This window comes from Chryseobacterium elymi (assembly GCF_003385495.1).
GTDB classification, from domain to species: domain Bacteria; phylum Bacteroidota; class Bacteroidia; order Flavobacteriales; family Weeksellaceae; genus Chryseobacterium; species Chryseobacterium elymi.
Map to the genome: position 1 here is coordinate 31,850 of NZ_QNUH01000025.1, position 12,183 is coordinate 44,032.

Annotated in this window: 9 protein-coding genes and 3 pseudogenes; 4 read left to right on the top strand and 8 right to left on the bottom strand. The window is 36.0% G+C overall.

The features are described 5' to 3' along the window. The first annotated feature begins 138 nt into the window (after positions 1–138). From DRF60_RS18995 to DRF60_RS19005, 3 genes are all read left to right on the top strand, one after another. Entirely contained in the window at positions 139–1,812 is a 1,674-nt protein-coding gene (locus DRF60_RS18995) for a glutamine--tRNA ligase/YqeY domain fusion protein (RefSeq protein ID WP_116014497.1), read from the top strand. 287 nt (positions 1,813–2,099) lie between these two features. Beyond that, positions 2,100–3,269, top strand: a complete 1,170-nt coding sequence (locus DRF60_RS19000; RefSeq protein ID WP_116014520.1) for an MFS transporter — start codon at positions 2,100–2,102, stop codon at positions 3,267–3,269. A 60-nt stretch (positions 3,270–3,329) separates the two neighbouring features. Continuing rightward, the gene (locus DRF60_RS19005) at positions 3,330–5,360 is read left to right on the top strand and encodes a TonB-dependent receptor (protein WP_116014500.1); all 2,031 of its coding nucleotides are present in this window, start codon (positions 3,330–3,332) and stop codon (positions 5,358–5,360) included. 57 nt (positions 5,361–5,417) lie between these two features. Here DRF60_RS19005 and DRF60_RS19010 read toward each other — a convergent pair whose 3' ends face one another. Further along, positions 5,418–6,383, bottom strand: a complete 966-nt coding sequence (locus DRF60_RS19010; RefSeq protein ID WP_116014502.1) for a YpdA family putative bacillithiol disulfide reductase — start codon at positions 6,381–6,383, stop codon at positions 5,418–5,420. 119 nt (positions 6,384–6,502) lie between these two features. Here DRF60_RS19010 and DRF60_RS19015 point away from each other — a divergent pair, with 119 nt between their 5' ends. Further along, on the top strand, positions 6,503–7,147 hold the full coding sequence (locus DRF60_RS19015) for a hypothetical protein (protein WP_116014505.1): 645 nt from the start codon (positions 6,503–6,505) through the stop codon (positions 7,145–7,147). Here DRF60_RS19015 and DRF60_RS21965 read toward each other — a convergent pair. From DRF60_RS21965 to DRF60_RS21235, 7 genes and pseudogenes are all read right to left on the bottom strand, one after another. Then, on the bottom strand, positions 7,125–7,289 hold the full coding sequence (locus DRF60_RS21965; RefSeq protein ID WP_449384874.1) for an IS1/IS1595 family N-terminal zinc-binding domain-containing protein: 165 nt from the start codon (positions 7,287–7,289) through the stop codon (positions 7,125–7,127). The two genes, DRF60_RS19015 and DRF60_RS21965, sit on opposite strands and share 23 nt — an antisense overlap. A gap of 174 nt (positions 7,290–7,463) precedes the next feature. Continuing rightward, positions 7,464–8,021, bottom strand: a pseudogene (locus DRF60_RS19020) (RHS repeat domain-containing protein); the annotation flags it as partial. A gap of 179 nt (positions 8,022–8,200) precedes the next feature. Continuing rightward, positions 8,201–8,725 carry an STM3941 family protein gene (locus DRF60_RS19025; RefSeq protein WP_116014507.1) on the bottom strand — a complete coding sequence of 175 codons (525 nt, stop codon included), beginning with the start codon at positions 8,723–8,725 and terminating at the stop codon, positions 8,201–8,203. An 852-nt stretch (positions 8,726–9,577) separates the two neighbouring features. Then, positions 9,578–9,847 (bottom strand): annotated as a pseudogene (locus DRF60_RS21665) (RHS repeat-associated core domain-containing protein); the annotation flags it as partial. Between the two features lie 160 nt (positions 9,848–10,007). Beyond that, complete coding sequence (locus DRF60_RS19035) at positions 10,008–10,478, bottom strand: CPCC family cysteine-rich protein (RefSeq protein WP_202974466.1); 471 nt, start codon at positions 10,476–10,478, stop codon at positions 10,008–10,010. A 267-nt stretch (positions 10,479–10,745) separates the two neighbouring features. Continuing rightward, on the bottom strand, positions 10,746–11,285 hold the full coding sequence (locus DRF60_RS19040; protein WP_116014510.1) for a hypothetical protein: 540 nt from the start codon (positions 11,283–11,285) through the stop codon (positions 10,746–10,748). 4 nt (positions 11,286–11,289) lie between these two features. After that, positions 11,290–12,183 (bottom strand): annotated as a pseudogene (locus tag DRF60_RS21235) (hypothetical protein); the annotation flags it as partial.

Genomic DNA, 12,183 nt, shown 5'->3' on the forward strand with positions numbered 1-12,183 from the left:
TTGTAAATTGGTTATATCTAAGTTAGTTAAAAATAATGAATTTATTACCCGTTCAGCATTTAGATTATCATTTCCGTAAGCCCTAAATTTTCCGTAACTTTGCCAGACTTTTTTTGCATACAATAAAAGCTAATTTAAATGGAAGAAGAAAAAAAATCACTCAATTTTATTGAGCAAATTATTGAAGATGATATGGCAAACGGTCTGAAAAAAGAACAGATCCGTTTCCGTTTTCCCCCTGAACCCAATGGTTACCTGCATATTGGCCATACGAAAGCCATCTGCATCAACTTTGGGCTGGGTGAAAAATACAATGCTCCCGTAAACCTTCGTTTCGACGATACGAATCCTGAGAAAGAAGAGCAGGAATTCGTGGATTCTATTAAAAAAGATGTGGAATGGTTAGGTTTCCAATGGGATAAAGAGCTGTATGCATCCGACTACTTCCAACAGCTTTATGAATGGGCTGTACAGATGATTAAAGACGGGAAAGCTTACGTAGATGAGCAGCCGTCTGAAGTGATTACTGAACAGAGAAAGAATCCGGCAGAACCTGGAATAGAATCACCGTACAGAAACCGTCCGGTAGAGGAGTCTCTTGACCTGTTCGAAAGAATGAAGAACGGAGAGTTTGAGGAAGGTTCAATGTCTCTTCGTGCTCAGATTGATATGGTTTCCCCGAATATGAATTTACGTGATCCTGTCATGTACAGAATTTTGAAAAGGCCTCACCACAGAACCGGTACAGCGTGGAAAATCTATCCGATGTACGACTGGGCACACGGTGAATCAGATTATCTGGAGCAGGTGTCACATTCATTGTGCTCATTAGAGTTTGAAAATCACAGACCGCTTTATAACTGGTATCTTGAGCAGGTATATGATGAATCTAAAATAGCGCCTAAGCAGAGAGAATTTGCAAGAATGAATGTCTCTTATATGATCACTTCCAAAAGAAAGCTTCAAAGGCTGGTTGCTGAAAAAGTAGTGACAGGTTGGGATGATCCGAGAATGCCTACCATTTCCGGAATGAGAAGAAAAGGTTTCACACCGGCATCAATCAAAAATTTCATTGAAAAAGTAGGGGTGGCCAAAAGAGAAAACCTGATTGAGATCCAGCTGCTTGATTTCTGTGTGCGTGAGGACCTGAATAAGGTGGCAAAACGTGTGATGGCAGTCGTAGATCCTGTAAAGCTGGTTATCGAAAATTATCCTGAAGGTAAGGAAGAATGGCTTGAAACTGAAAATAATCCTGAACAGGAAAATGCAGGGACAAGAGAAGTTCCTTTCTCCAGAGAATTATATATCGAAAGAGAAGACTTTAAAGAAGAGGCTAATAATAAGTTCTTCAGACTGAAATTAGGCGGGGAAGTTCGTCTGAAATCAGCTTACATCATCAAAGCGGAAAGGGTAGAGAAGGATGAAAACGGCGAGATCACTACGATCTATGCAACCTATGATGAAAAGAGCAAATCCGGAAGCGGAACCGAAGAAAGCCTGAGAAAAGTAAAAGGTACACTTCATTGGGTATCTGCAACACATGCTATCCCGGTAGATGTAAGAATCTATGAAAAACTCTTTACTGTAGAGCAGCCTGATGCAGAGAAGGACGTAGATTTCCTGAACTTTATCAATCCGGAATCGGTAAAGACCATTAAAGGATTTGCTGAGCCAAGCCTGAAAGATGTCGCTGTAGGAGAGCCGCTTCAGTTCCAGAGAATCGGGTACTTTACAAAAGATCAGGATTCTACGGATTCTAATTTGGTATTTAACCGTACGGTAACATTGAAAGATTCATTCAAACCGGAATAATCTTACAATGATCAAATATAAAAGCAGGACCTTCAACAAGTCCTGCTTTTTTGTTTAATGGTTTAAATCAAATTGAATAATGAAGATTATTTTATTAATTCCCAAGGGTGTGTTATACCCTTGTCTCTATCAATATGATTGATAAAAAAAGTGCCTTTTAAAAGGCATTCTTGGCCAATTTGCCTATTTTTGCACTTCACTCAATTTTCTCCCCATAAAATAATAATATTGTGAAATTAATTAGCATATATACGGGTTCTTTTAAAGGACTCTCAGAAGAAAGCTGGATGCTGGCGCTGGTCATGCTCATCAATCGTGCAGGTTCTATGGTACTTCCGTTTTTGGGAGTGTACATGACGGGGCATCTTCATTTTAGTATTGAAAACTCAGGGATTATTCTCAGCTTTTTCGGATTAGGTTCCGTATTGGGCTCATGGTTGGGAGGATTAATTACCGATAAAATCGGAGAGTACCGTGTTCAGAGCCTGAGCCTGCTTCTGAGTGTGCCTTTGTTCTGCCTGATTCCGCTTTTTAAAACAGAGGTGGGGCTGGCTGCTATTATTCTGATCCAAAGTATCGTGAGCGAGACTTTTCGTCCTGCCAACTCGGTAGCCATTACAAAATATGCTAAACCTGAAAATATCACCAGGGCTTTTTCGCTCAATCGGATGGCGGTTAACCTGGGGTTTTCTATAGGACCTGCACTGGGAGGTATACTTTCCGCTATTTCTTATGAATTTTTATTTTTCAGTAATGCCCTGGCTGCATTACTGGCAGGATTAATGTATATCCGCTTCTTCGGAAAACGGAATAAGCTGGCCTCCCTGAAGCCGAAAAAAGTAAAAGAAGCCATTGCCGTTAGAAAAGAAAATTCTCCATACCGCGACGGAAAATTCCTGCTTTACAGTTTCTTTTGTATGCTGTTCGCCATCTGTTTTTTCCAGTTATTCAGTACACTCACTATTTTTTATAAGGATACTGCGCATCTGAGCCAGCAGAGTATCGGTTATATTCTTGGATATAGCGGTTTCCTGATTGTACTTCTGGAGATGGGCTTTGTACAGATCGCGGAAAAATATTTCAACCTTGCCTTTACTTTGTTCATAGGGACTATATTATGTGGGGTTTCTTATGCAATGCTGGCTTTTGATCATTCCATTCTTACCCTTGTTGTTTCTATGACATTGCTGTGTATTGGCGAGATCTGGACACTTCCGTTTATATCTACCATAACCGCTCTGCGTTCAGGGGAGAATAACAAAGGTGCTTATATGGGAATGAACGGAATAGCCGTTGCTTTAGCTTTTATTATTACACCGTATCTGGGAACCATGACTGCAGATAAACTGGGCTTCAATACTTTGTGGATAGGAACCGGAGTATTAGCTGTGGGCATTGCTGCAGGATTTTATTTTGTGATTCCGTGGATGCTTAAAAAAAGAGAAATTAAACGTTAAAAGTTGCGGGTTTTTACCCTATGTATATAAATTACAGTAAACTTTGCTAGCTTTGTGCTGATGACGAGATTATCAGCATTCTTTTTTATTCTCACTGTGTCGTTTTTCTTTTCGCAGAAAAAGGATACTGCTGTTCTGATATCTGAGGTTAAAATTGATGCGTATAAGAAACCGGTTCTCTTTATGACCTCTACGAAATCCGTTGCCGTTGTTTCTGAAAATCTTCTGGGGCAGAATCCTCCGGAAAGACTTCTGGAAGCTGTCAATCAAATTGCGGGAGCCAGAATGGAAGAGCGCTCACCAGCCAGCTACAGGATATCAATCCGTGGAAGCACCCTGAGATCTCCTTTTGGCGTACGGAATATCAAAGTCTATCTTGACGATTTCATTTTATCTGATGCTTCCGGGAATACTTATTTTAATATCATATCCCCGAAGCTTATTAACAGGATGGAGATCTATAAAGGCCCGGAAAGTGGAGATTACGGAGCTGTGACCGGTGGAACGGTGCTTTTGCAAACCAGAAGGACTGATCATTTGTCTGCCGGAGTTGAAATAGGAAGTTACGGAACTTTTGAGCAGCATCTTGATGTTGCCCGCCAAGAAGGAAAAAATTTCTTTGAGCTTTTTCAAAATTATTACCAGACAGACTCTTACCGTGAGCAGTCGGCTGTAAAGAGGCAACAGATCTATGTTAAAGACCGTTTTACGTATGCTCCCAGAGCTTCATTAAATGCGATCTTATTGCTTTCCGATCTGGATTATGAGACTCCGGGCGGATTAACCCTAAACCAGATGGAATCCGACAGGAAACAGGCGAGACCTTCTGCCGGCGGGTTTCCGGGTGCTAAGGAACAGCATGCAGGAATCCGTAATAAAATGATTTTAGCAGGAATTTCGCACGAAACGGCTATTAGCTCATATTTTTCGCACTTTCTTTTAGTACAGGGTTCTTATGTAGATTTTAAAAATCCTTTCATCACGAATTTTGAAAACAGGTTTGAAAGGAATTTTGCAGTGAGGACTCATTTTAATTTTGAAAAAAACTGGAACAGTATATCCTTGGCGTTGAGGGTAGGGTTTGAGGGCGGGAATCAAAATATTCTGGTTAAGAATTATAACAACAATAAAGGAATACCGGGCAGCCCTCAGAATTTTGATCAGCTAAAAAATAAGTCCGGCTTTTATTTTCTGTCACAAAAACTGAATTTTAATAAAAAGCTCTTTACCGATATTTCGATAGGCTTAAATTCAAATTCCTATGAATGGGAGAGGATGTATCCGGTTTCGGAAGAGGGTAGGGTGAAATTTAAAGAACAGTGGCTTCCGAACTTTGGAGTTACTTATCTGCTGGGAAAAGGTTTTTCGATAAGAGGGAAAATCGGAAAAGGAAATTCAGCTCCTACAAGTGAAGAAATCCGGTCTTCCAACCAGGAGTTTAATGTTAATCTTGTTCCTGAATACGGCTGGAATAAAGAGGTTGGTATAAGAAAGCAGTTTGGAAATATTATTTTTATTGAAGGGAGTTATTTTGATTTCAGAATGAAAGATGCTATTGTACGAAGGCAAAATGAAAGCGGGCAGGAATATTTTGCCAATCAGGGGAACATCACCCAGAAAGGGGTGGAAGTTCTTTTAGAGTCTAAAAATTTTCATCTTAAAAATGAAATATTCAGCAGCTTTAAGTTCCGGTTTTCCGGAAGCTTCTATGATTTTAAATTCAGAAATTACCAACAGCTGGAGAATGATTTTTCAGGAAATGAGGTTACAGGAGTACCGGACACAACGGTAAACAGCTTATTCAATTTTGTTTTTTTCAAAAAGCTTAGTGTAGACTATTCTCATTACTATATCTCAAAAATACCTTTGAACGATGCCAATTCTGTCTGGTCAAAACCAAGCCTGATAAGCAATATCAGGTTAGGATTTCCAATACAGATTGATGGTGCAAAGCTGAATGTACATCTGCAGATTCAGAACCTTTACAATACGGATTACGTTGCCGGTTTTGATATCAATGCTTTTGGAAGCCGTTTCTATAATCCTGCTGCAAAAAGGAATTTTATCTTCGGAGCCCATGTTGAATTTTAACAGACTGTCATTACGTCAGAATTTGCAAAAATTGAATTAAAATCAACAAAGTGATAATTACTTCTTAGAAAGTATATTTCCAATAATCATCTGCGCATGAACGCGTGAGTTCTCAATAAACCAAAGGTGGGTATCCTTTCCTCCGCAGACAACACCGGCCAGATACAGATTCGGAACATTGGTTTCCATGGTTTCCGGATCGTATAATGGATTCAGACATTCGCCCTGCAGTTCCAGCCCGGAATTTCTTAAGAACTCGAAATCGGGAAGATAGCCGGTCATGGCAAGGACAAAATCATTTTCAATTTCCCTAATCTGTCCGTTTTCATCTTTAAAAATGACAGAATTTTCGGTAATTTCTACTATTTCTGAGTTAAAATGAGCTTTGATGCTTCCTTCTGCAATTCTGTTTTCAATGTCAGGTTTTACCCAGTATTTTACACTTTTGGAAATTTCGGAATGGCGGATGATCATAGTTACCTCGGCTCCTTTCCGGTAAGTTTCCAGGGCTGCATCCACCGCAGAATTACTTGATCCTACGACCACGACTTTCTGCTTTGCATATGGGTAAGGTTCTGTATAATAATGTTTCACTTTCGGAAGATTTTCTCCCGGAATATTCATCAGATTCGGGATATCGTAGAATCCTGTGGAAATCACTACATTTCTGGCCTTATAAGCCGCTTTTGAGGTTTCAATATCAAAGATATCTCCGGTTTTGGAAACTTTCAGAACTTTTTCATAGAGATTGATATTGATGTTCCTCTGCCGGGCGATTCCCTGATAATACTCCAGGGCTTCCTGTCTTCCCGGTTTGGGGGCGGTAGAAATAAACGGGATACCGTCTATTTCCAGTTTTTCTGCCGTGGAGAAGAAACGCATATATAAAGGGTAATGATATAAGGAATTGACGATAGTTCCTTTTTCTATGATCAGGTAAGTGAGATTGTTTTTCTGGGCTTCAAGAGCACAGTTGAGACCAATAGGCCCGCCTCCGATAATAAGGATGTCTAAAATTTCCATAGAACAAATTTACTTAAAAACCACTATATTAATCGAAAAACCAGCAACAGAACTTATCTATCATAAGTATTGTATTGGCATCAGTTTTGGTGTTTTTTATGAATTAAAAAATTGAAAAGATGAAAAACTTCATTATTCCAGTATTGTCATTAGCCTTGTTAGCGGCTTGTAAGAAAAACCCGGAAAAACCTGTTCCGAATGTGATAGATTCTATGGCTCAGGCCAGGGAAAAGAATATGGAGACGGCAGTGCAGAAGAAAAAAACGGATGAGATAGCCGTAAAGGCAGCTAATGATGGGATTCTGCAGGCTTTGAAAAGTAAAGATTATAAAGCTTTTGCAACATTTATTCATCCGGAAAAAGGAATCAGCTTTTCAATGTATGGATTTGTTAACCCAAAAGAAGATATGCATTTTTCCAAAGCTGATTTTGAAAAATTCCAGCCGACAAAGACGGTATTTACATGGGGCGCTCAGGATGGCTCAGGAGATCCGTATAAAGCAACCATCAAGGATTATTTTGCAAAATGGGTTTTCTCCAAAGATTTTACCACTGCACAGTATTCATTAAATAAATTCCAGGCTGGCGGAAATTCACTGAATAATGTAAAGGAAATATATCCCGGTAAAGATTTTACCGAAAACTATATAAAAGGTACCGAAAAGAATGGCGAAATGGATTGGAAGACTATCCGTTTTGTTTTTGAGGAATTTCAAGGGAAACAATATCTGGTAGCCGTTGTCAATGACCAGTGGACGATTTAAGAATATTGTAAAACACTTTTATGGCTTTGCAGAACTTACATTGATAGCGTTGCTTTCCATAATTAGTTTTGCCATATTTTATAAAATCATCACCAACACATTTGATACATGAGTAAACTTTTACCTGTATAAGGATTCCAATTTTCTATTAAAAAACAAATAGAGTGACCCAACGATCACTCTATTCTATAAAATTAATAATAATTATTTCTCGTTAAGTTCGATTAATAAAGAAAACCAACATTTTTGAAACATTACCACTTCCTGTGTTAGCGTCAGGACGGGAATCGCCAGGCATACTAAACTGATGCGGCTTCATCCCATCAGGATCTATAAAGCTTACAGGATTATTAAATGCATAGTTATACGGAGAATATCTTCTCATCTGCTCTGCCAATGGATCTATCACACCCCATCTGCCAATATCAGCCATATACATTCTCGCTCCGTAATCTCCCCAGCCTGTTTCTTTCTGTAATTCTTTACCGTTGTATCCATAACTGTAAGCTGGATTTCCAGCTAAAACATTATAGCCTTCATGCTTTAATCCAAATGGATAATAATTGTTTTCTTCAAGAACTTCTGCGCCGCCATTCAGGTTCTTGGAGTAGCTTAAACGCACATTTCCCAAATGGTCTGTATAGCTGTAAATATACTTATTATTTTCAAAATTGTAATAGCCCTCAGCAGTCGGCATAAATTTCAATAATGCATTAGACATAGGATTAAGAAGGGTATCATCAGATTCATATTGAAAACCATCTAAATAATCTGTAATTTTACTTACTAAACTAAAATTTATCGGGTCTTTATAACTATAGATCTTTTTAAGCTTTGTGCCATCTGCGTTTGTTCCGCCTACTTTTTTGTTCACCAACACATTTGATACATGAGTAAACTTTTACCTGCATAAGGATTCCAATTTTCTGTTAAAAAACAAATAGAGTGACCAAACGATCACTCTATTCTATAAAATTATTGCTTATTATTTCTCGTTAATATTGATTAGTAAAGAAAACCAACATTTTTGAAACATTGCCCATAATACAAATTTCAATTATTTTGATACTCTTTATATGAATCTAAAATACTTTTTTTTAAATCATCAAATGAACAAGATAAATAAGTACTATTTAATAATATTGGAGTGTGATATTTTTTATAATTAAAATTTAAAACCCATTTTTTTAATCCCTTTTTTTGCTTTATATATTGTTGTGGATTATCAACGAAAACTTTAAGATGAGGAACATTATTAATATTATATTCTTCAATTTTAATAATATCTTTCCAACTGATATTAGGATAATCCAACATGTTAATTTTATCACTTATACCTTTGCTATTAATAGAAAATATAGCATTTCGGTCAAATAATTTACTTCCTAATTGATAAATACAATATGTTGAAATAATTATATTAATTATTCCAGCTATAAAAATAACCATCCCATTACGAAATAAAAAACTGGAATATTTGGTTGGATTCATAATAAGAAATACTCCCAACATTAGTATTAAAATCATAACTACAATAATAAGAGAAAGCTTTAAGCTATTTTTTTTTATATTTTTCATAATTTATTATTCATACATTTTTTCTACAGATCTCGAGGCAATCTCACCATAAATATATCCTACCCCAAATCCTAAACCAATACCTAAAACTGTTCCTAAACCAGGTACAGGGAAAAGAGTTTCTATATATGCTCCAATTAGGGCACCTTCTGCTGCACCAACAAGTCCACCGATCGCTCCTGCAGTTGCAACCTGTGCTTTCTTACCAAATTTCCAGCCGTCTTCATATATACCATAAGAAACTTCTCCAGCTGAAATTATATTTCCTACCATCCCTGCTCTTTCTGCATACTTTGTAAATTTTGCAGTTGTTCTAAGATAATCACTTCTTAAACCTATTTGTGAATCTATAGCCCTCCCAGCATAACGAGTACTTCGTTGATTCCCTAAATTATCTATCCAATATCCACTATCATAAAGTGCTGTTCTTTGGTTAGCAATATATCCAAATCCACCCTCTGCTACTATTGAACTCCAATCAGCCATATTTTTATATGCTTCCCATGCTGGTCCATCTCCTACATATTGTCTATGAGCTACTCCTAACTCCAGTTCTACATTTGCCTCGCCATTTATTAAAGATCCGCTTGAGCTCATTGCTCCAGTCCAATATGTTAAATAACCATTACTGTTTGTTATACTGCTTGTATTCCCTGCCATTAAATCTCTATAAGCCTGTGTTTGCCCAAAAGTTGAAGTTCCACCTCCGCCTTGATCCCCACTTGCAAACCCGAAAGCAGCATAATTGGTAGATCCAAAAGAGCCGTTTCCATATAATAAGGTTGTATTGCGGTCAAAATCTCCGTTGAAAGCAGAATGTTCTCCATAAAAACTCCTTGGGTTATAGGGTGCTCTTCCGTCAGGATCTACAAAATTAACCGGATTATTGAAGGCATAATTATACGGGGAATGCCTTCTCATCTGCTCAGCTAATGGATCTATTACTCCCCATCTGCCAATATCAGCCATATACATTCTGGCTCCGTAATCACTCCAGCCGGTTTCTTTCTGCAGCTCTTTGCCATTGTACTGGTATTGATAAGCTGGATTTCCTGATAAGGCATTATAACCGTCGTGTTTTAATCCAAACGCATAATAATTGTTTTCTTCAAGAGCTTCTGCACTGTCTTAGCAAAATCTATTTTAAATTAAAATTAGGGCATTGAAATCAATACCTAACTGTTTATAAACCTCTCAAATTAGAGAATATAAGAAGGATAAACTTTTCGTCCTAAAAAAGATAGCAACTTCAGTCATTTATTATTTTACCATTCATTAATTATCATAAAAAATCATTCTTATAATATTTCAATCTACCTTCACTATCTACGAATTTTAAAAACTTTTCTAAAATAGCTCCTTTTGTTTTAAAATTATCTTTTGCTTCTTTTAATGTCATATGATTTACATGACTATACTTAGATTCATCCTTGCCTCCATCATCTTCCCAAAAGCATACTCTACAAATTTGATAATTTCCTTTTTCAAGAATTGTTTTGTAATTACAACAAGGGCATGTAAATAATTCTTTTGGAGTACCATTAACATTAATTGATAATTGATACAATTTTTTGATTTTTTCCTCTATATATGATAATTTTATTCCAATATATCTATCTTTTATATATTCAAATAATTCTTCTTTATCAAACCCTTCCTCATCAGTCATTTTTTCACGTTCTTCAATTGTCATCTTTGAATAGTCATCTAATGATAATATATTTATAGCTGAATTTAAATCTAATTCTATCATAATTTATTTTATTAAAGTTGTTGCGGCATAATTGATAAGCTGGATTTCCTGATAAGTCATTATATATTCATACTTTATCCGAATGCATAATAATTGTTCTCTTCAAAAACTTCTGCGTTGACACTTGAGTAGTTAAAGTGACTTATTTTAATTAAAAATTAGGGCATTGAAATCAATACCCTAATTATTATAAAATTCTCTCAAATTAGAGGATATAAAAAGTATAAAATTTCATCCTATAATAAGGAAGTAACTCCAACGCTGAATTTATCTTTGCTTAAATACAAATGCATCATCATCATTGTCTCTTAGTTTATTTACATACCAAGCTTCAAAATCATTTAATTTTAATAGATCGACCTTTTCTAGAGTATCAAGATTTTTTGATTCATTTTGTATAAAAATGAATATTTTTTCATATGTTTCAGCAATATTTAATAGCTCTTTAAGGATTAACTTTATACTTTCAAAATCTATTCCCATTGTCCCAACTATAAAAATATCATAGCTTTCAATCTCATTTATAATTGCATAAACTAACTGGTTAAATACATCAATAATTTCTTTAGGCTTTATAAATTCTAAATTGTATTTTTTAATTAATTTTTCATAGTTCTCAATAGATAAATCCTTATTATCTATATATTCTGAGATTTTAATAGAATTATGAAAAGGTAAATTAATATAAAAGATTTTTTTTGAAGGATCTAACTTGTTATCTTGTGATAAGTAATTATTAAACATTACATATACACTTCCAATCTCTAAATCGATATTTTTATTAAAAATCATTATTTGTTTATACATTATTTTATTTTACGGGTAGTTTATAAACTTTATAATTATCTATTAAAGGATTTCTTCTTATAAAGTTTCCTTTATTGATAATTTCCTCAATATATTTAAAATTGCCACTTTCTATTCCATATTTAATAGCTGCATTCATTCTGTGATTTCCATCTGTTAAAATATATTTTCCTTCATAAATATATCCTGCTCCTCCGGTGGGCTTGTAGGTGCCATTTGACATTTGTTCAAAATATTCGGCAACTTTAGCTGGATTAATTCCTCTTTGAGTACTTAAAATACCGTTCGCTTCTGCTTCTGCAGAAATTTTTGAAATTATAGAAACTTCTTCTACAGCACCTGCAACATTTCCAATTCTCCCATATCCTCCAAACATATTATATCCTCCGCCACCAAAATCCTGCATTATTTCTATATGAGAGCTATTCATCAATCTAAAAGACCTATCTAAGCTAGATTCTCCTTCATTATAAAAAGGATTATCACGGTTAGCTCTGTATTCTTCCATTGGATTATAATTAGCACCTGTTATTAATCCAAATAATCTAACTCCGTCGGCATCATAATCAGCAATCCTTTCAGCAGGGCCAACCTCTAATCGGCCTGAGCTTTTTTTACCTCCTCCAAATAGACTTTTGAAGAAATTTTTAACAGATTGCCAAGTACCTGGTTTAGGGCCATTACCTTGGGTTCCTCCACCTCCACCTTGATCTCCATCTGCAAAGCTAAAGGCAGCATAATTCGTAGATCCAAAAGAGCCGTTTCCATATAATAATGTTGTGTTCCGGTCAAAATCTCCGTTGAAAGCAGAATGTTCTCCATAAAAACTCCTTGGGTTATAGGGTGCTCTTCCGTCAGGATCTACAAAATTAACCGGATTATTGAAGGCATAATTATA

Excerpts from the sequence above, each read along its gene's own strand:
- DRF60_RS19040 (WP_116014510.1), bottom strand. The coding sequence starts at position 11,285 with ATGTATAAACAAATAATGATTTTTAATAAAAATATCGATTTAGAGATT.
- DRF60_RS19035 (WP_202974466.1), bottom strand. The coding sequence starts at position 10,478 with ATGATAGAATTAGATTTAAATTCAGCTATAAATATATTATCATTAGAT.
- DRF60_RS19005 (WP_116014500.1), top strand. The coding sequence starts at position 3,330 with ATGACGAGATTATCAGCATTCTTTTTTATTCTCACTGTGTCGTTTTTC.
- DRF60_RS19000 (WP_116014520.1), top strand. The coding sequence starts at position 2,100 with ATGCTGGCGCTGGTCATGCTCATCAATCGTGCAGGTTCTATGGTACTT.
- DRF60_RS19025 (WP_116014507.1), bottom strand. The coding sequence starts at position 8,725 with ATGAAAAATATAAAAAAAAATAGCTTAAAGCTTTCTCTTATTATTGTA.
- DRF60_RS18995 (WP_116014497.1), top strand. The coding sequence starts at position 139 with ATGGAAGAAGAAAAAAAATCACTCAATTTTATTGAGCAAATTATTGAA.
- DRF60_RS19015 (WP_116014505.1), top strand. The coding sequence starts at position 6,503 with ATGAAAAACTTCATTATTCCAGTATTGTCATTAGCCTTGTTAGCGGCT.
- DRF60_RS19010 (WP_116014502.1), bottom strand. The coding sequence starts at position 6,383 with ATGGAAATTTTAGACATCCTTATTATCGGAGGCGGGCCTATTGGTCTC.